The following is a 21,067-nucleotide window of genomic DNA, read 5'->3' as shown; positions in this document are numbered from 1 at the left end:
TTTTAATCCTCATCCAGCCCTGTTAATGGGCTTTCCATTACAGCGGCAATCGCGGTCATGAGTTCCCGTTCGAGTGGTAAAATCTGACCGTCATGGCGTACCACCTGCACCATACCTTTAAGCATCCGCTGACGTAGAAATGGTGTGGCCGCCGCTAACTCAACCACCGCCGCCGAAAAACGTTCACGTGTGCAATTTGATCGAGGAACGATCTTGAGTATATACAGCCCAGCCACCCCAGCACCCCGATTAAAAGCGGTGAGCGTTACCTCGTCCGAACTTTCACCATGATAGGCCAGCATCGAAATCACCACCGCATACTCATCGGCTAATGAATCGATCTGCTTATGTCGATTTTCCCGTGGCCGCACTGCGCCAAAGTGCGCGTCACAATAGCGGCTAACCAACTGATACAGCACCCACTCGAACAGGTCAATCTGCTGATCCGCCTGCACCACTTGCAACAATAATCGCTTAAACGCTTTATATTGTGTCGCTGACTGCGCCTTCAATGCAGGCAGAGTCAGCTCGATCAAAGCCAAATATTCAGCGCGGGACAGTTGTTCAAACTGTTCAAAGCGCCCCCTTAGCCTATCAGCCAAAGCATGCTCTTCGCCGTCTATTAGGTTCAACTGCCGCTGTCGTATCGCCTGATCCCCATCGATCAGCAACCCCAGCAGAACGACGCGGGCATCATAAGGATCCCTTGCCAACTGATACAGCGAGTCTTCCAATGGCCCCGCAACAACCTCGGGCGCGTGATAATCAGTCATCAGCTCAACACCCGCCAAACCTCCTAGCAAGCCCTCAAGCACTCGCTTCTCGGGACGATTGGCCTTGATCGCTTTATCCGCATTCGCTTTGGTTTCGGATAATGAGGCTTGAGGCTCAAGATAGCGGCCATCCCAATGAGGGTCGACCTTTCTAATACGTACATCTAACGGTGGATGTGTCGACCAAAGCCAGCTCGGCATGACCGCCGAAAAAAACAGATGGCCTGCTTCCTGACACTCCGGATGCTCTAAATGCCCTTGCACATGGCTACCGCCAATCACTTTCAGCGCCCCGCCAATCCCTTCAGGGTTGCGGGTAAACTGCACCGCAGAGGCATCCGCCAGAAACTCACGCTGCCGACTAATCGCCGCTTTAATCATATTGCCAGCCATCACGCCACACCAGCCAACCACCATCAAGCCAACCCCTAACAAGACGAGGTAACCACGACTGGAACTACGTGACTTAGTGGAATCGACCCACCAACTGCCGCGACTACTCGCAAACACACGACCCAGCTCAGCAAAAAAAACCATCCCGTGAAGCATCACCAGCAAACGCATATTAAGACGCATATCGCCGTTCAATATATGACTAAATTCGTGCGCGATAACCCCCTGCAGCTGATCTCGATTAAGGCTATCTAGCGCTCCTCGGGTGACACAGATCGCAGCATCAGTGAGCCCCAGCCCTGCCGCAAAAGCGTTGATACCTGCTTCTCGGCGCATCACATAGACCGGTGGCACCGGTACTCCAGCCGCAATCGCCATCTCCTCAACGACATTGATCAGACGGCGCTCAGCGATATCGGTGGTCAGCGGCAATACCTGTTCTCCACCAAGCTGTTCAGCCACCGCGCCACCGCCCTGTTTCACATCGAGCCATTTGAGCCAAGCAGCAAACAGCAGCAGTAGTGCGATTGCCATAGCAACCACCAATATGCGTTCCCAACTAAGGTAATCTAGAAAGACCCGATCGGCCTGTAAGAGAGGATCATCATTCACCCAGAGATACCAGGCAAATAGCAGGTTAATCAGACACACTAAGGCAATATTTAACAGCACAAACAGCAACAACAAAAGACGGCTGCGTTTACGTGCCTGATCTTGAGCAGTATAGAAATTCATAGACAGCGCCGATCACTAATCCTTATCACCGCTAATCAAAAGCTAACTTTCGGCGCAGCTTGTATCTGCTCACGATCAGCAAATTCAAGCAGTGAAGCATCCTTAACATGACCAAAGGTTCCAGCCAAAATCACCGGCGGGAAGCTTTGCTTATAACTATTGTATTCGGTGACGGCATCATTAAAGGCCTGCCGTGAAAAGGCCACTCGATTTTCCGTTGAGGTCAACTCTTCACTCAACTGGCGCATATTCGCGTCTGCTTTGAGTTCAGGATAAGCCTCAACCACAATATTCATTTTACCCAGTGCGCTCTGCAAACCGCCCTCAGCTTGCGCCAGTTGAGATAACGCTTGACCACTACTCGGATCAGCCGCAGCCGCTTTAAGACCCGCTACCGCCTCATTACGCGCAGCAATAACCGCTTCCAGTGTACCCCGCTCATGCTCAAGATACGCTTTAGCTGTTTCTACCAAATTGGGGATAAGATCGTAACGCCGCTTAAGTTGCACATCGATCTGCGCAAAGCTATTCTGAAAGCGATTTTTCAGCGTCACTAAACGGTTGTAGATCGCCACCACATAGAATACCAATGCAGCAACAATGACCAAAAAAACCAGTGAACCTATACCCATTTTATTCCCCTTTTTGATATCAATATCGCAGTGCAATCAAGCTGAAAGATCGTTCTCCCGCCAGATAAACGGCACTGGATACAGCGACTGTTTCTCTTTATCGTAATCGAGCCACAGCTGTTGATAAGTTTCCGCTAGCACAGGATGCCGAGCTTTCGGTGCTAACTCCGCGAGCGGCCACAACACAAAAGCATTTTCTGTGATCTCTCCACGTGGCAGCGTAACACCGTCAATCTTACCGATAAGCGCATCATAGGTAAGAATATCTACGTCTAGCGTTCGGCCGCTAAATTTTTCAGCGGTACGACAACGGTCGTTATCATCTTCAATTTGCTTCAACGTTTTACTCAGTTCAGCGACTGACAGATCCGTTTTAAACGATGCCACGAGGTTGTAGAAACTATCACCCTCAAAACCGACCGGCTCGCTTTCGTATACCGACGATAATGCTAATTTTTCAAACTGTGCATCCAGCGCATCAAGGCAACGCTTAATATAGACTTCACGTTCGGTATTGCTACCGATACTCACAAACACCTCAGCCATCAGAAGCGCTCTCCCCGTTCAATAATTACACCCACATCTCGTGCCATCGGCACTGCACCGGGTTTACCCAGTTTAAGTTTGAGCCAACGCACACCAAATTCATCCAAAACAATTTGAGCAATCTCTTCAGCCATGGTTTCCACCAACAAAAATTCACTGGTTTCAATAAAACTGATTAAACGATCAGACACCGTCTTATAATTAAGGGTGCTATCAATATCCTCAGCCGCCGCAGCCTGCTGAATATCTGTCGCCATCTTAATATCCAGACATACCGTCTGGCGGATTTCGCGTTCCCAATCGTAGATTCCAATGACGGTCTCTACTTTTAAACCCTCTATGTACACAATATCCAAGACAAAACCCTTAAGATCCAGTAATTGATGTCAGATTTTTCACAAACGATTTAAAGCGCCTCTTTAAGCACTCTCTTTGATCGAGTCCAACCTGTTTTAATAATCATACGCCCTGACACCTGCACCAGTATATATCGACCATCACGTCGCCAAACGAGACGCAGAGAAGAACAGTAGCGCCGCTTTAACTGAATGATGTGGTTACAGGTTCTTTCACTCGTGAGCCTCATATCTTCTTTACCCCACCGAGCATGGAGAAGCGCAATATTATCACCCGCCCTAATCAAACTACCATCTTCCATTCGTAAGCCAGCAGAACAAGCGTTTGACAGTAACAACAGCATTAATACTATTATTTTATTCATCCTTGAATACCTCAACCTTCTTATATTTCTTTCATCCTCTGCTTAAGTACGCTATAAAAAATAGTCTAACCCATAAAAAGCAGCAGAACAGGACTATGATCGAAGCAGATGCCGCAACAACGCTCACCGTGATGATCATCGCCTATCTGCTGGGTTCGATCTCCAATGCGGTACTTGTTTGCCACTTTATGGGGATCGGCGATCCTCGTCAACTCGGCTCAGGCAACCCTGGGGCAACCAATGTTTTAAGGACAGGTAATCGAGCGGCTGCCCTATTAACGCTGACCGGAGACCTGAGTAAAGGCATGCTAGCGGTATCCATCGCACAATGGATGGATCTAACGCTATTTGATCAGGCACTGGTAGGAATATCCGCCTTGATCGGCCATGTCTGGTCGATCTTTCTAGGTTTCAGGGGTGGCAAAGGCGTGGCAACAATGCTCGGCTGCTGCCTGTTTTTGGACTATCGACTCGCGCTGTTTCAAGCCACTATCTGGCTTATTTTATTAGCTTCCCGCCGAATTTCATCGCTGGCAGCGGTATGCATGGCACTGATGAGCCCCATTTTCTGCTGGGTGCTAATCCCTGCATTATTTATACCGATACTGATCATGAGCAGCCTGATATTAGCCACCCATCATCAAAATATCCGCAACCTATTAAACCATTGCGAAACGCCGCTATAACCGTAAGGTGCTGGTGAAGAATGAACCGCACCGGTAATTCGAATGAAAACCACCATAACCGTAAGGTGCCGGTGAAGAATGAACCGCACCGGCAATTCGAATGAAAAACCACCATAACCGTAAGGTGCTGGTGAGGAATGAACCGCACCGGTAATACGGATGAAAAACCGCCATAACCGTAAGGTGCCGGTAAAGAGTGAATCGCATCGGCAATGCGGATGAAAAACCGCCATAACCGTAAGGTGCCGGTGAAGAATGAACCGCACCGGTAATTCGAATGAAAAACCGCCATAACCGTAAGGTGCCGGTGAAGAATGAACCGCACCGATAATACGGATGAAAAACAGCCATAACCGTAAGGTGCCGGTGAAGAATGAACCGCACCGGTAATTCGAATGAAAAACCACCATAACCGTAAGGTGCCGGTGAAGAATGAACCGCACCGCTAATACGGATGAAAAACCACCATAACCGTAAGGTGCCGGTGAAGAATGAACCGCACCGCTAATACGGATGAAAAACCGCCATAACCGTAAGGTGCCGGTGAAGAATGAACCGCACCGGTAATGCGGATGAAAAAAACGGCTCCATGGGTAAAAAAACTTATGATCCCGTTAACCTCTTAATTTAACCTTTAGCGATAGGCTCAAGGCTATCCATCGGCCAACGGGGCTGACACTGGATCGACAAATCACTACTCTGCCCCGCCATAAGACGCTGACAGCCGGCATAGGCTATCATCGCGCCATTATCGGTACAAAAACGAGGACGGGCATAAAATAAAGAGGCTCGCTCTTTCTTAACCATCTCTTCTAATCGATCTCGCAAGCGCTGATTGGCACTCACACCACCGGCAATAATTAACTGTTTAAAACCCGTTTGCTGTAACGCTCGACGGCATTTAATCGCCAAAGTATCAACCACCGCATCCTCAAAGGCCGCGGCAATATCGCATCGATCCTTGTCTGACAACTCGCCATCAACCTTCAAGTCATTGGACGTATTCAGCGTGAATGTTTTCAAACCACTGAAACTGAAATCCAAGCCCGGACGATCGGTCATTGGCCGTGGAAAACGAAACCGACTATGATCTCCCTGCTCAGCCAGACGAGCCACTTCTGGCCCACCTGGATAATGAAGACCAATCATCTTCGCGGCTTTATCGAAGGCTTCACCGGCGGCATCATCGAGGGATTCGCCTAGTAATGTGTATTCACCGATGCCATCAACCTGCACCAACTGCGTATGCCCACCAGACACTAACAGTGCGACAAATGGAAACGCCGGTGGATGTTCCTCCAGCATCGGCGCTAATAAGTGCCCCTCCATATGATGCACACCAATCGCCGGAATATCCCACGCCAGCGCCATAGCCCGCCCCGTAGAAGCCCCCACCATTAATGCACCAATAAGGCCTGGGCCTGCTGTATAAGCAACCGCATCCAGTTCACTACCTGTCATATTCGCCTGTTGCAAAACCTCTTTGACCAACGGCAATAACTTACGCACGTGATCTCTGGATGCCAACTCAGGCACAACACCACCATATTCAGCATGCACTGCAATCTGACTATAGAGAGCATCACCCAACAAGCCAGCCTCACTATCATAGATAGCCACACCGGTTTCATCACAGGAGGTTTCGATTCCTAACACACGCATTGTTAACTGTTCTCGCTCATAATCATGGATAAATGCCTGCCCTAAAGCCGCAGGACAGTTGAGATCGAGCTATTATCATCCATTTTAACAATCATTTCATCGTATTTAGGCTTTACACTGTCGATCCATAAGAATAAAATACCGGCCCTTATTGGCCAGCTGTGTCTAATACTCAGCGGAACAGACATTAAATTTCTACAGGATAGGTAAGGTATTATATGCCAGCAGTTAAAGTTAAAGAAAACGAGCCATTTGACGTAGCGCTACGTCGTTTCAAACGTTCTTGCGAAAAAGCCGGTGTACTGGCTGAAGTGCGTCGTCGTGAATTCTACGAAAAGCCAACTTCAATCCGTAAACGCAAGGCTGCTGCTGCTGTTAAGCGTCACCTGAAGAAAGTTCAGCGCGAAAACCAGCGCCGCGTACGTCTGTACTAAGATCTTTACCCAGCATCACTTAGCTCAATACAGATAGGAGATCGGTATGTCCGAACTGAAGCAACGCATCAGTGCCGAGATGAAAGCAGCCATGCGCGCGAAAGCAAAAGAGCGCTTGGGTACTATCCGAATGATCCTCTCTGAGCTCAAACGCATCGAAGTGGATGAGCGTATTGAATTAGATGATGCACGAGTAATCGCAACGCTGGATAAAATGCAAAAACAGCGCCGCGACTCGATTGAGCAGTTTAACACTGCTGGTCGTGATGATCTGGCCGATATTGAGCAACAGGAGCTTCTTGTTATCAAGGAGTTTCTGCCTCAGCCTCTGACAGAAGCAGAACTTGCCATCATTATTGAGCAAGCCGTAGCAGATTCCGGCGCGCAAAATATGCAAGAGATGGGCAAAGTCATGGCTTTGGTAAAACCTCAGGCCCAAGGTCGCGCAGATATGGGCGCTATCAGCCAACTCGTCAAAAACGCATTAAATAGTTAACATAACTGCTGACCCCACCCCTAATTAGCAGGTAGTCTGACATTATGGCCGGACGAATACCGCAATCTTTCATTGATGATCTCCTTGCACGCGTCAACGTTGTCGATATCGTTGAAGCCCGCGTAAAGCTCAAACGTAGCGGCAAAAACTATTCAGGCCTCTGCCCGTTCCATAAAGAAAAATCTCCTTCATTTACCGTTAACAATGAAAAACAGTTTTATTACTGCTTTGGTTGCGGTGCAGGTGGTAATTCGCTCAGCTTTTTAATGGAACATGACCGTCTTAGCTTTCCGGAAGCCGTAGAAGAGCTCGCCAAGCTGGCCGGCGTCGAGATGCCAAAAGCTGACGGCCCCGTTGATCACCAACGAGAGCAGCGCATCAAAGATATCTACGCCCTACTGGAAGAAGCCTCCGCTTTTTACCAGCGACAGCTTAGAGAGCATTCAAATAAAGAGATCGCCGTTAACTACCTTAAAGACCGCGGCCTGACTGGGCAATTTGCCGCCCGCTTCGGTATTGGTTACGCACCACCTGGCTGGGACAACCTACTCAAAAAACTCGCCAAAGATGAAGCAACTAAAGTCAGGCTTGAACAAGCCGGCATGCTGATCAAAAAAGAGGAAACCGATCGCTATTATGACCGCTTCAGGGAACGTATTATGTTTCCAATACGGGATATGCGTGGTCGGGTAATCGCCTTTGGCGGCCGTGTACTCGGCGATGAAAAACCCAAGTACCTCAACTCGCCTGAAACCGACACCTTTCATAAAAGCCGCGAGCTCTACGGCTTATATGAAGCCCGCAAATTTAACCAAACACTCGACCGTCTTATTATCGTCGAAGGCTATATGGACGTGGTCGGCTTAGCCCAATATGGCATTGGTTATGCGGTCGCCACCCTAGGCACCGCCACCACCGCACAACACCTTGAACGACTACTGAAGATGGTCCCCGAAGTCATCTTCTGCTTCGATGGTGATGCCGCAGGACGAAAAGCAGCAAAACGAGCACTCGACACCACGATGCCGGTTATCACGGACGGCAAACAGGCACGCTTTCTATTTCTCCCCGAAGGCGAAGACCCCGATAGTTTAGTGCGCCAAGAAGGCTGTGAAAAGTTTGAACAGCGCCTCAGCGAATCATTACCACTGTCTGATTTCTTCTTTAAAACACTGGAAGATGGGGCCGACATGCTCTCACTCGATGGCCGTGCTCGATTTAGCAATCAAGCACTACCACTGATTGATCAGATGCAGCCTGGTATCCTTAAACAGATGATGCAGGAAAAAATTTCAGAACTCACCGGACTTAGCCTTGAACAGTTAGTGAGCGTTAACAATCTTCAGGAAACCACTGTCAGCCACGCGGCGCCAGAGCCCGATTACGCCTACGAAGCAGCCAACTATCAAGACGACGGCTATTTTGATCAACCACCTGATTTCAATAGCTTTGAGAACAGCAGTTTTAGCCAAAACAGCCAGAATCGAAAGTCAAAAAAAGAGTTCGGCAAAGGCAATAAGAAATTCCGCCCAGCACCACCTGGCGGCTCAGCAGTACACTTTAACCCGAGCAGCACAGCCGTATCTATTTTGCTACACCTGCCCTCGCTGGCCAGCCAATGCAGCAACCTTGAGATACTTGCCAGCTCCGATGACAGTGCTGAAATATTGCTCTATCAGCTAGCGACCTACTTACAAGAACACCCGGGCGTCACGCCGGGCATTTTAGCGGTCGACTGGCAGGAGCATGAGCATCTCAAACCGCTCATCCGGCAACTTAATGAGATCGCCCACCAAACGCCGATCATTGATTCGAGTAATACTCAGCAAGTATTAAGCGATTGCCTAAACCGATTACAAGAGCGACACCTTGACCGTGAGATCCTACAACTCAAGTCTCAAGGCCACCTGAGCGCAGACGATAAACAACGTCTCAACCAATTAATCATGCAACAAGCCGGCAGCCGACTAAGAAAGACACCCGAAAAATAGCCCTCCACCTTGAAATTAGTCAAACCACCCCCATAATTAATCCACAGAGAAAACTCAGACTTATTTTCACCTTTCTGCCCCAGTGCATTGAAAATAGTCTACTTTTATAGGGGAATGATCCTTATAAGTTTAGGCCGTCTGTAGAATTCCCCACCCGAAATCGCTATAATATCGGGCTAATTTTTTTCACTTTTGTCATCACTGAAGGGCAATTATGTCAGATACCTCAAAGCAGCAGTCACGCCTCAAGGAATTGATCGCAAGAGGTAAGGAACAAGGCTACCTTACCTATGCTGAAGTTAATGACCATCTGCCAGAAGATATTGCTGATCCGGACCAGGTCGAAGATATAATCCGTATGATCAACGATATGGGTATCTCGGTCACCGAAGAAGCGCCAGACGCAGAAACCCTGCTGATGACCGAAGGCGACTCCGCTCAAGAAGCAGATGAAGAAGCCGTTGCCGCATTGGCTGCGGTGGAGTCAGACGCTGGCCGTACTACCGACCCTGTACGCATGTATATGCGTGAAATGGGGACGGTTGAACTCCTGACGCGTCAAGGCGAAATCGAGATAGCTAAGCGGATCGAAGAAGGCCTACGTGAAGTGATGGCCGGTTTAGCTGCATTTCCGGGTTCCGTTGATGCCATCCTTGCCGCCTATGATCATACCGTTGAAGAAGAAGGTCGCTTAAGCGATATTTTCAGTGGTTATATCGATCCTGATGACGGTGTCGAAATCCCATCTGCAGCGCAGCAAGCCGAAGCGGCTAGCGATGACGATGATGACGAAGAGAAAGAACGCGGCCCGGATCCAGAAGAAGCCAAGCGACGTTTTACACTATTGCGCAGCACGTTTAGCACTTACCAAAAAGCCGTCGCAAAAGAAGGTCGTAATAGCAAAACCGCTGCCAAAGCTTTTGAAGAACTAGCAGGTGCCTTTTCACCAATCAAGCTGTCGCCACGTTATTACGATATGCTAGTAACGAATGTGCGCAGCTCTATTGATAAGATTCGTAAGCAGGAACGTACGATTATGCAGATTTGCACCCAGCGTGCAAAAATGCCCCGTCGTCAGTTTATCAAAGAGTTTCCGGGCAACGAGACCAATAGTGAATGGCTAGACAATCTACTTAACGCTGATACGGATTACGCAAAAATACTCCGACGTCATGAGATTGAACTGCGCCGTGCACAGAAAAAACTGGTTCATTCAGAACAAGATATCCATCTGACACTCAACGAGATGAAGGAGGTTAACCGTCGCATGTCGATCGGTGAAGCCCGTGCCCGTAGAGCGAAGAAAGAGATGGTTGAAGCCAACCTTCGCTTGGTTATCTCTATCGCGAAAAAATACACCAACCGCGGTTTGCAATTCCTTGATCTTATTCAGGAAGGCAACATCGGCTTGATGAAAGCAGTGGATAAGTTTGAATACCGTCGTGGTTACAAATTCTCCACCTATGCAACTTGGTGGATTCGTCAGGCTATTACTCGCTCGATTGCCGACCAAGCACGGACTATTCGTATTCCGGTACACATGATCGAAACGATCAACAAGCTGAATCGTATCTCCCGTCAGATGCTTCAGGAAATGGGTCGCGAGCCCTCTCCGGAAGAGCTGGCCGAACGCATGGATATGCCGGAAGATAAGATCCGCAAGGTGCTGAAAATAGCCAAAGAGCCTATCTCCATGGAAACCCCTATCGGGGACGATGAAGATTCAAGCTTAGGCGACTTTATCGAGGATATCACTATTGATTCCCCTGTAGACTCTGCCACCGGTGAAGGTCTACGTGAAGCGACTAAAGACGTTCTAGCAGGCTTAACAGCCCGTGAAGCCAAAGTCCTGCGTATGCGTTTCGGCATTAACATGAATACTGACCACACCCTTGAAGAGGTCGGTAAGCAGTTCGATGTAACCCGTGAGCGTATCCGTCAGATTGAAGCTAAAGCACTTCGCAAGCTGCGTCACCCTAGCCGCTCAGACCATCTGCGCAGTTTCCTTGACGAACATTAAAATCTTTTAAATCAGACCGTTGCGCCCATAATATCCTGTGGTATTATGGGCGTCCTCTCCCAGAGAGTGGCTTTTACCTTAGTTAACATAACAGTCATACGACTTACCGTTAGCACGAAAGTAATCACAGCCAAATCCCATGGGGGCCTTTAGCTCAGTTGGTTAGAGCGCTCGACTCATAATCGATCGGTCGCAGGTTCAAGTCCTGCAAGGCCCACCACCTTTACTGTACTCTATAATCCTCACAGAAAAAGAACTCGACTCACTCTTCAATAGAGATGTATCGGTCGCAGGTTCAAGTCCTGCAAGGCCCACCACCCTTCTCTTAACACCCAATAGAAAAAACTCGACTCACTCTTCAATAGAGCTGTATCGGTCACAGGTTCAGGTCCTGCAAGGCCCACCACCCTTCTCTTAATACCCAATAGAAAAAGCTCGACTCACTCTTCAATAGAGATGTATCGGTCACAGTGTTAAAGTCCTGCAAGGCCCACCCTTCTCTTAACACCCAATAGAAAAAGCTCGACTCACTCTCTGGCAGCTACAAGCCAAAAAATTATTCATAAAAAACAAGAGATAAAAACAGTAATACGATTCCACTACCCATATAAAAAACTGAATCGAAGTGAGATAATTCCTTTAGTAGATAACAACCGGATGGAACCGAGTGTTTTTAGAGAAAGTACATAACGTATTTATAGGATCCATAGAAGCGAACCATGCCGATAATATGCGTGTTAATCTCGTAACTTGTTGTCGTGGGATATATATTTTATGTGCTCGTACATTTGCTACATGGATAGCCGCAATCCTTGAAAAATTCAAACGAGATCCTTCTCTTACTCGTTACACGCTTACCTATTCAAAACGACTACACTTACTAACACTGCTCAGTCATATCAAAAGGGATATATCCTTTAATAAACTTCACGTAGTGGTAAAGTATGAACAAGCAAAGCACAAACAAAATCGTTATGGCTGGCTAATATTGAGGTCTATTTTCATTTATATCAGGCCAATGTAAATACACTTATACTACAACTAGCAATGGCTTATAAGTTCACTAATTCCACGTATAATACGCGCAGCTAATTTAGAGGAATGCAAATTACAGTCATGGAAAAACGCATCGCTATTATTGGAACCTCATTCAGGTTTCCTGGGTCCCCCAATAACACTATCTGGGATAACCTTGTCGAAAACAAAAACCTTGTTACTCATGTTGAAGAAGGCCGTTGGTCCGATGCTTATGAGCATCCAGATAAGAAACATCCCGGTACAAGCTATACATTCGCTGCCGGTTCAATAGGTGATGTTTCCGGCTTCGATGCTAGTTTTTTTGGTATTTCTCCTCGAGAAGCCTCTTTAATCGACCCACAGCAAAGAATTTTACTGGAACTCGCCTGGGAAGCGATTGAAAGCACTGGCCATACTCCCTCTAGCTTAAGAGGAAGTGATTGCGGAGTATTTGTAGGTATTTCAGGATCAGATTACGCCTACCGTTTTGCTGAAGACTTAACAATTGGTGATTCATCCATTTCTACAGGAAACACCACCAGCATAGCAGCCAACCGTATATCATACCTGTTTGACCTACATGGCCCTAGTCTTGCCATTGATACCGCATGCTCATCATCTATGTTCGCTTTTCACCAAGCATGCAACGCCATTCGTTCCGGAGAGATAGAGCAAGCATTAGCCGGTGGGATTTGCCTCCACTTGCACCCCTATGGTTTTATTGCATTCTCAAAGGCAACCATGCTCTCTCCGACAGGTCGCTGCCAAGTTTTTGATCAATCTGCTGATGGCTATGTTCGTTCTGAAGGAGGCGGGCTGTTCTTCCTTAAAGATTATGAGGCAGCCCTAAGAGATGGCGATGAGATCATTGCGATAGCCGCGGGTTCCGGCGTTAACACTGACGGTTATAAGTCTGGCTTGACCTTACCTAACCCAGATGCGCAAGCAACATTAATGGCAAAAACCTATCAAAATGCTGAAATCTCCGTAGAGCAAATCGATTACCTTGAAGCTCATGGTACCGGAACTGCCGTCGGCGACCCTATAGAGACTCGTGCGATAGGCCTTGCTTTAGCTCAAAATAGAAGCACACCTCTTCCTATCGGTTCAATAAAAAGTAATCTTGGACATATGGAGACCGCATCAGGGGTCGCGGGTCTAGCCAAAGCACTTTACTCTATAAAGCATAGGCTAGTTCCAGCAACAATTAGCATGAAAACCCCCAACCCGAACATCCACTTTGATGAATGGAATATTCGAGTTGTTTCTGAAAATATGCCTTTAAAAAACGAAGGCTTAATCACTATTGGTGTTAACTCCTTTGGTTTTGGTGGTGCCAATGCGCATGTCATACTGCAATCGCCACCACAAACAGATGCTGCTAACCAAGCCTTACCGAACCAAGCACAAACACTAAAACAAGAGTTCGAGAAAGCGCAGTCTTTGCCATTAATTGTCAGCGCACGCGACAGCCAAGCGCTACAGAACTCACTCAAGCAAACGGCTACCCTGCTTGAGTCCGATGATATCTCTTTTTACGATACGGCCTACCATTACTTTTTCCGTAAAGAACGTCACTCCATTGCACATGTTGTTTGGGCCAAAGATAAATCAAGCGCATTACGTAAACTTCGTGCTTTGACAGTGGAAGAAACACCTCCTTTTTATCTCGACAAACCACGTTCAGATATTGCATTTGTTTATTCTGGTAATGGCTGCCAATGGGAAACAATGGGACGTACTCTGTTAAAAACCTCAGAGACTTTTCGTGCTGCCATCAAAAAAATCGATACGATCTTCCAGCCTCTTGCAGGCTTCTCTCTTTGTGGTGAACTATCAGGCGAGAATGGAAAGGAGCGTTTTTCTCAAACAGAAATAGCGCAACCAGCACTATTTGCACTCCAAGTCGGCATCACTGAGATCCTTAAAGAGCAGATGATCTCAGCCAACGCTGTCACCGGCCATAGTGTGGGCGAAGTAGCTGCCGCTTGGGCTAGTGGATCACTCTCTCTCGAAGATGCTGTCCATGTTATTTATTATCGAAGTAAATATCAGGGACTTACGGCAGGCCTAGGAGAGATGACAGCAGCAGGCCTAGACGCCAGCACGGCGGCCGCATGGTTACAAGAATATAACCTCGACAACGTCGAGTTAGCCGGTATTAACAGCTTCAGAGGCATCACTTTAGCCGGTAACCCAGAGCAACTATCTATCTTCGAAGGCTTATTAGAACAGCAAGGTACCTTCTATCGTCGCCTTAACCTTAACTACGCATTCCATAGCCGAGCAATGGACAGTGTTAAATCACAAGTGATCGATAGCCTTGCTAAGATTAACGCTAATGTTAGTACGCTCCCTTTCTACTCCACTGTCACGGGTGAATTTCTATCAGGCACACACTTAGGTGCCAATTATTGGTGGGATAATATTAGAAAGCCCGTTCAATTCCAAAGTTCAATAGAAAACCTAATTAACGAAGGCATTACTACTTTTATCGAAGTAGGTGCCCACCCAGTACTCAAAAGCTACTTAAATGATGCCTTAAAAAATACCGATCACGACGGTCTAGTATTAGGCACTATCACTAGAAATAATGACTCAATTGAGAACATTGAACACACCTTATCCAATGTCATTATTAATCTAACAGATCAGCAATCGACAGATATAGCCCAGCTATTTCCTACCATTGGCAAAGTCATTCAAACACCGGCTTATCCATGGCAACGTGAACGCTTTTGGCATAAAACGACCGCTGAAGCTAGCGGCATGCTAATGCGTGATAAGCAGCACCCTCTTCTTGGTTATCCAGTTAAGCAGATAGAAAACACATGGGAAAATACCCTTGATACCGGAGATTACCCTTGGCTAGCAGACCATGCCGTGGGAGACAATATAGTTTTCCCAGGTGCTGGTTTTGCTGAGTTAATGTTTGCAGCGACAGCACTCACAACCACAAAAACAGAGACATCTGTTATTGAACTTGAAGAGTTGGAGATCAAAACGCCACTATTGCTCGATGATAATAGCTGCAAAAAAATCAGGGTATCGTTAAACCCAAATACTGGTCATATCACTATTAATAGTCGTGAATATGTGACGGGAGAAGCATGGTCAGAGAATGCAACTGGGCGCTACCTTAAAGCGCCTACCAGCCTGCATCTGTCAGAGAAATCGCCAGTATTGCCTATAACAAACCCTGACTTCAACTTGGCGTCTCATCTAGAGCTCAACCGTAAAGCAGGGCTTAATTATGGCCCTGCATTTCAGACAATCAGCCATGGCTGGGTAGACAGCACAGAAGTCCTCGCTGTATTTACGCCGCAGCTACACCCAGAATATACCCTACACCCAGGTCAACTCGACTGCGCGTTCCAACTAATCATTCACTTCCTGAAAGATCAGCTATCAACCAACCAAGGGATTGCTTATGTCCCTACCAAAATTGGCCGAATATTTGTACGCACTGGTGCACATAAACTGCACCTGGCTAAAGCCTCATTACTAAAGCGTTCGCCGCACTCGATCACAGCGGAATTCTCACTCTTTGATGAGAATGGTGTGCAGGTTGCTGCGCTGAAAGAAACCCGCTTTAGAGCCGTTCGCGTCAATAAATCAGCAGCCCAACGGGTAGACTTTCTCGATTACCACTTAACAGCTGTACCCGCCCAAATTCCTGGAAGGTTTCTGTTACCCGATATAACAGCACAGATCGGCAACACCTTAACAGAAGCATCATTAGCCAAATCACAACAGTATACTCAAGAAGTGGAGCCTCTTTTTGAGGCACTAGGGTCGGCTTTTGTATATGAAACACTCATTGAGCTTGAGTGTGAGAATAACCTCACGCAATCTTATAAAGAACAACTCAGCCTGTTGAGTCCTGATGCAGGACAACTATTGTCTTATATTATTCATTACGCCCTTGAAAGGGAGATGGTTAGAGCGACAGAAGATGAGTGGCAAGTTGTTCATCAAAGTGCGGATGATACCGTTCATTCCGATGTGATCTGGAAGATGATGACGCGTGATTATCCTGACTACTTTTTTATTACGCAAACAATGGGCAGGTTTGGCTTACACCTGAAAAAGTTACTCACGGCTGAACGCTCTTGTGATGACTTAGACCTTGATTTAACGACCTATGCAGAGCTACTGAATGCTCGGCAAAATTCGTTAATTATCCATGATATAAGTTCGCAGCTGTATCAACTGATTGAGCAATTAAAAGATCAGCAGCCAGGACAACGAATCCGAGTCCTCGAAGCCGGCATTGAATCGCCAGAGTTTGCACGCCAGCTCTGCGCTAAGCTCGACTTTACCCGTAGCGACTATACGTTTTGCAGTCTCAAACAAGACGCAATCGATAAAGCAGAGCAACTACAAGAAGACTACCCCTTACTCAGAACCCAATCATTACTCGATGTCGATACTGCGCATTGCACTTATCATCAACTCGTTATTATTAACCTGAATGGTGCCTGCCAACCTGATTTTGACCTTTTCATGCGCCACTTACAGTCCATCACAGACAGTAATGCAATAATACTTATCATTGCACCCAAGCAGGCTGACTGGATTGATCTATTAATGGCCGGCAATCCTCAGTGGTGGCCTGATAACAATAACCAGCAACACTCTGCTGACGAGTGGTTAGACATTTTTACGACCGCAGGTCTGCAAAACTTACACACTATTGAGCGTTACGAAAACAGCTCCGTCAGTATTATCTGTGCCCAAGCTCCCACTAAAGAATCACCGGTAGCAGCACATCCGATAGCTATAAATACAGCAACAAAAGTGCAATCATGGCTGATAATACATGATGAAAACAATTCGCTTGTTCAGAGCGCTCTTGTTGAAGACAGCAAAGCGGCATTAACTGAATCGAGCTCACTTTTACAGCAACAGAGCATCTCAACTAAAACATTAGCCGAAACTGATGCTCAAGATCTACTGTCTACGTGGATAGAAAAATATGGCGCAAAAACTGAGAATATTTTATTCCTATCAGGCCTACATGAACGCAATAATTTTGAGCATTTATCATCGCGTTGCAAAGCACTCAACACCCTATTTAATGCAGCACAAAGCGCTCCAGAGCCTATTACTTTATGGGTAATAACCCAAGGCGTTGCCTGCACCTATCCATGTGATGATCCACACGCTCAATTTAATACCTCAACAACGGCAGATGATGCAGCCCTATGGGGATTTGCTCGTACACTGATGAATGAAGCAACTCAGGTAAACATTCGCCTGATTGATATTACGACTTTACCCGCTTCACCCAGCCTGCTCAGTAGTTTACATGCAGAATTTCTTAACCCCAGCCATGAAAATGAACTATTTCTTGATCAGCAGGGTTGCCGTTATGCGCCGCGTTTGAGAAAAGAGTCTTTGACACACAACAAGACCGACTCCCTAAGCGCCGCGCATAAACAAGACTTCTATCTTGGCTTCGAGCTTCCCGGACAGTTGAAAAACTTGCACTGGTTTACTAAACCAACACATAGCCTTTCAGCGCAAGATATCCGCGTTAACGTTAAGGCTACGGGCCTAAATTTCCGCGATATTATGTACACACTCGGGTTACTATCAGACGAAGCCATTGAGAACGGTTTTGCAGGGCCAACACTAGGCTTTGAGTTTGCAGGTGAAGTAACAGAAGTCGGTAGTTCCGTAACCGATTATAAAGCCGGTGATTTGGTCGTTGGCTTTGGCCCTGCCAGCTTCAGTAACTCGGTAATAACCCAATCCAGCGCCATTGCCCATATACCTCAGGGCATCAGCTTTGAGGCGGCAGCCACCATACCCAGCACCTTCTTCACTGTTTATTATGCAATGCACTACCTCGGTCGCTTAGAGCCAGGCGAAAAAGTCTTAATTCATGGTGCGGCTGGCGGTGTCGGTATTGCTGCAATACAAATTGCGCAATGGATTGGTGCTGAAATTTATGCCACTGTTGGCTCAGATAGTAAGCGCGACTTCCTTACAATGATGGGTGTTGAACACATCTATGACTCTCGCTCTCTAACCTACGCTGAAGAGATTTTAGTGGCGACTGATGAGCGCGGAGTTGATGTTGTTCTCAACTCATTAGCCGGTGAAGCCATAAATCAAAACTTTAGGGTTTTGAAACCCTTTGGCCGCTTCCTTGAACTAGGTAAGCGTGATTTTTATGAAAACACACAAATAGGTTTGCGCCCTTTCCGTAATAATATCAGTTACTTCGGTATTGACGCCGACCAGTTAATGCAAGAAAAACCAGCCTTAACCCATCGACTATTCCAAGAGATGATGCAACTATTTAAGGACGAGATACTCTTCCCTCTGCCTTATACACGGTTTGATGCAAACTATGTGGTTGATGCTTTCCGCTTTATGCAACAAGCGAAGCAAATTGGCAAAATTGTTGTTTCATATGAACAAGAAGTGCTAACCAGAGCACCAAAAGAAGCGGTTAAAAAACCACAAAAACTCAAATTATCTGAAAACGCCAGCTACCTTGTTACTGGAGGCTTAGGTGGCTTTGGTCTTAAGACAGCACAATGGCTGGTATCACTAGGTGCTAAAAACCTTATTTTAATCAGTCGTGGCGGTCCTCGCTCAGATGAAGCCCTAACTGCACTGGCTGAATTTGAACAGCAAGGTATTAGCGTTATGGCTGAAGCATGTGATGTCAGTGACCGTGATGCTCTATCGGCTCTGCTAACAAAAGCAGCAAAACAAATGCCGCCTATTAAAGGACTTGTTCATGCTGCTGCCGTTATTGAAGACAGTCTCGCTGCCAATTTAAGTAACGAACAAATTGACCGTGTGCTAACCCCTAAAATTGCTGGCGCGAAGTGGTTGGATGAGTTAACCGACAGCCTAGATCTTGAATTCTTTGTGCTCTACTCATCTGCGACAACACTGCTGGGTAACCCGGGTCAAAGCAGCTATGTAGCGGCCAATCACTCGTTGGAAGCCTTAACCGCAAATAGAAGATTACGGGGAAAACCCGCCACCTGCCCTCGCTGGGGTGCCATTGACGATGTAGGTTTTCTTGCCCGTAACGAAAAAATAAAAGATGCTCTACAAAGCAGAATCGGTGGCAAAGCACTTGCCTCTGAGATTGCCCTCAATACGCTTGAGCAAATGTTACTCAATAATATAGGCAGTATGGGTGTACTTGAATTCGATTGGGGGCCATTAAACCGCTTCCTGCCAACATCAAACCAAGAGAAATTTAGGGAAGTCGCGTTAAGCAGTCATGACAGTGAAAACGAAGACGATAGCCGCCTTGAGTTATCAGAATTACTCACTATGACCGATGCCGAATTAACCGATACAATCCAAGCCTTACTGACTGCAAAATTAAGCCAGATATTGATGATCTCAGAAGAGAAACTCGATATGAACCGCTCGATGTACGATATGGGGCTGGACTCATTAATGGGTGTTGAGCTGATGTCTGCTATCGAGTCACTGCTGGGGGTGACTATCTCAGTCATGGCCCTCAGTGAAACGCCAACACTAGCGAAATTAAGTGCACGCATAGTGGCGCAGTTACGTGGGGAACATCAGGAAGAAGCTGATATGGTCAACCACGTCATCGGCCAACACATGGCAGAGGGAGATAGCCCCAAGTGACATCTAAAAACTTAGCTCAAAGCCTAAAGCAAAAACTTATCCAAAAAACACTGGATAAAAAATTAAAGAGCACTGCATCTGCTGGTTGGAAGCCGGCGCCTCAAAAAGGCGCCAACAATAAGTTAAGTCAATACAATAGCTTTGAACAACACCCTGGATATAAACAACTTCAAATCATTAAGAGTAGTGCTACAACCTTGGGCATACCCAGTCCTTTTTTTAAGGCACACCAAGGTTGTGCTGGAGCAACAACAGTAATCGATAACCAAACAGTCATCAATTTTGCCAGCTACAACTACCTTAATCTATCAGGACACCCCGATGTAAATCAGGCTGCCATAGATGCCATTGCTCAATACGGTACATCGGTATCAGCCAGCCGTATTGTGTCCGGCGAACGCCCTATTCATCAGGAATTTGAACAAGCGATCGCCGCCACCTATGAAGTAGAAGACGCATTAGTATATGTCAGTGGCCACGCCACTAATGTATCCACCATTGGATACTTATTCGGCCCTAAAGACCTGATCATTCATGATGAATACATCCACAACAGCTCTGTGGTCGGCTCACAACTTTCTGGCGCAAAACGCATCCCCTTCGGCCACAACAACCTCGATGCGCTAGATAACCTTCTGTCTGAAAACCGTGACCAATATGAACAGGTGCTTATCGTAGTAGAAGGTCTTTACAGCATGGATGGAGATTACCCTGACCTAGCACGCTTGGTTGATATCAAACGCCAACATCACGCTTTTCTCATGGTGGACGAAGCACACTCCTTCGGTGTTCTAGGCAAAACCGGTAAAGGGCTACGTGAAGAATCAGGCGTCGCCGGTAAAGATGTTGATATATGGATGGGAACCTTAAGTAAAACCTTATCTGGCTGTGGAGGTTATATTGCAGGCTCGTCTGCATTAGTTGAAAATCTCCGTTACCTATCACCGGGTTTTTTATACAGTGTCGGTATACCCGCGCCAATCGCCGCCGCTGGATTAGCGTCACTACAACTCATTCACAAAGAGCCACAACGGATACAGAAACTCAGAGCCATTTCTCAAAGCTTTATTCAACAAGCTAAAGCGCTAGGGTTTAATACGGGTGAAAGCGTTGGTATTGCCATCATACCTATTATTTTAGGCAGTTCAGTCAAAGCGGCTAATCTGTCTGCGACGCTGCTTGAAAAAGGCATTAATGTGCAGCCTATTCTTTATCCTGCCGTGCCCGAAAGAAGTGCCCGATTGCGCTTTTTCTTATCATGCGAACACACAGAAGAACAAATTAAGTACACACTAGAGACTCTCAAGTCTCTTATCTAACATCTAT

13 protein-coding genes and 1 tRNA gene are annotated in these 21,067 nt (G+C 46.8%); 8 read left to right on the top strand and 6 right to left on the bottom strand.

Features of this window, described 5'->3' with window-relative positions:
- Positions 1–2: 2 nt before the first annotated feature.
- Genes KO512_RS06090 through KO512_RS06070 form a run of 5 tightly spaced genes read right to left on the bottom strand, consistent with a single transcriptional unit; the run spans position 3 to position 3,800 of the window.
- Positions 3–1,901: a M48 family metallopeptidase gene (locus KO512_RS06090; RefSeq protein ID WP_215951442.1), complete on the bottom strand. Its 1,899-nt coding sequence runs from the start codon at positions 1,899–1,901 to the stop codon at positions 3–5.
- A gap of 35 nt (positions 1,902–1,936) precedes the next feature.
- Entirely contained in the window at positions 1,937–2,533 is a 597-nt protein-coding gene (locus KO512_RS06085) for a LemA family protein (protein WP_215951441.1), read from the bottom strand.
- 36 nt (positions 2,534–2,569) lie between these two features.
- Positions 2,570–3,079, bottom strand: a complete 510-nt coding sequence (folK, locus tag KO512_RS06080; RefSeq protein ID WP_215951440.1) for a 2-amino-4-hydroxy-6-hydroxymethyldihydropteridine diphosphokinase — start codon at positions 3,077–3,079, stop codon at positions 2,570–2,572.
- Entirely contained in the window at positions 3,079–3,435 is a 357-nt protein-coding gene (gene folB / locus KO512_RS06075) for a dihydroneopterin aldolase (protein WP_215951439.1), read from the bottom strand. Before folB ends, folK begins: the two co-directional genes overlap by 1 nt.
- A 50-nt stretch (positions 3,436–3,485) precedes the next feature.
- A complete protein-coding gene (locus KO512_RS06070) occupies positions 3,486–3,800 on the bottom strand; it encodes a hypothetical protein (RefSeq protein WP_215951438.1) in 315 nt (104 codons plus the stop codon).
- Positions 3,801–3,895: 95 nt separating this feature from the next.
- Here KO512_RS06070 and plsY point away from each other — a divergent pair, with 95 nt between their 5' ends.
- Positions 3,896–4,486, top strand: a complete 591-nt coding sequence (gene plsY, locus KO512_RS06065) for a glycerol-3-phosphate 1-O-acyltransferase PlsY (RefSeq protein ID WP_215951437.1) — start codon at positions 3,896–3,898, stop codon at positions 4,484–4,486.
- 627 nt (positions 4,487–5,113) lie between these two features.
- Here the strand turns inward: plsY and tsaD are convergent.
- Entirely contained in the window at positions 5,114–6,148 is a 1,035-nt protein-coding gene (tsaD, locus tag KO512_RS06060) for a tRNA (adenosine(37)-N6)-threonylcarbamoyltransferase complex transferase subunit TsaD (protein ID WP_215951436.1), read from the bottom strand.
- Positions 6,149–6,366: 218 nt separating this feature from the next.
- Between tsaD and rpsU the strand changes: the two genes are divergently transcribed.
- The 7 genes from rpsU (at position 6,367) to KO512_RS06025 (ending at position 21,060) form a co-directional block, all read left to right on the top strand.
- Positions 6,367–6,582 carry a 30S ribosomal protein S21 gene (rpsU, locus tag KO512_RS06055; RefSeq protein ID WP_019622914.1) on the top strand — a complete coding sequence of 72 codons (216 nt, stop codon included), beginning with the start codon at positions 6,367–6,369 and terminating at the stop codon, positions 6,580–6,582.
- A 46-nt stretch (positions 6,583–6,628) separates the two neighbouring features.
- The gene (locus KO512_RS06050) at positions 6,629–7,078 is read left to right on the top strand and encodes a GatB/YqeY domain-containing protein (protein ID WP_215951435.1); all 450 of its coding nucleotides are present in this window, start codon (positions 6,629–6,631) and stop codon (positions 7,076–7,078) included.
- A 44-nt stretch (positions 7,079–7,122) separates the two neighbouring features.
- Positions 7,123–9,069 carry a DNA primase gene (dnaG, locus tag KO512_RS06045; protein ID WP_215951434.1) on the top strand — a complete coding sequence of 649 codons (1,947 nt, stop codon included), beginning with the start codon at positions 7,123–7,125 and terminating at the stop codon, positions 9,067–9,069.
- A gap of 214 nt (positions 9,070–9,283) precedes the next feature.
- Entirely contained in the window at positions 9,284–11,089 is a 1,806-nt protein-coding gene (gene rpoD / locus KO512_RS06040) for an RNA polymerase sigma factor RpoD (RefSeq protein ID WP_215951433.1), read from the top strand.
- A 143-nt stretch (positions 11,090–11,232) separates the two neighbouring features.
- Positions 11,233–11,309 (top strand) — tRNA-Ile (locus KO512_RS06035).
- 896 nt (positions 11,310–12,205) lie between these two features.
- The gene (locus KO512_RS06030) at positions 12,206–19,741 is read left to right on the top strand and encodes a type I polyketide synthase (RefSeq protein ID WP_215951432.1); all 7,536 of its coding nucleotides are present in this window, start codon (positions 12,206–12,208) and stop codon (positions 19,739–19,741) included.
- The gene (locus KO512_RS06025; protein ID WP_215951431.1) at positions 19,738–21,060 is read left to right on the top strand and encodes an aminotransferase class I/II-fold pyridoxal phosphate-dependent enzyme; all 1,323 of its coding nucleotides are present in this window, start codon (positions 19,738–19,740) and stop codon (positions 21,058–21,060) included. Before KO512_RS06030 ends, KO512_RS06025 begins: the two co-directional genes overlap by 4 nt.
- Positions 21,061–21,067: the final 7 nt, after the last annotated feature.

Origin of the sequence: Amphritea atlantica, assembly GCF_018860855.1 — a bacterium.
Classification (GTDB): domain Bacteria; phylum Pseudomonadota; class Gammaproteobacteria; order Pseudomonadales; family Balneatricaceae; genus Amphritea; species Amphritea atlantica_A.
Note: the sequence above shows the minus strand (reverse complement) of the source record. Positions and strands in the feature narration are given on the sequence as shown.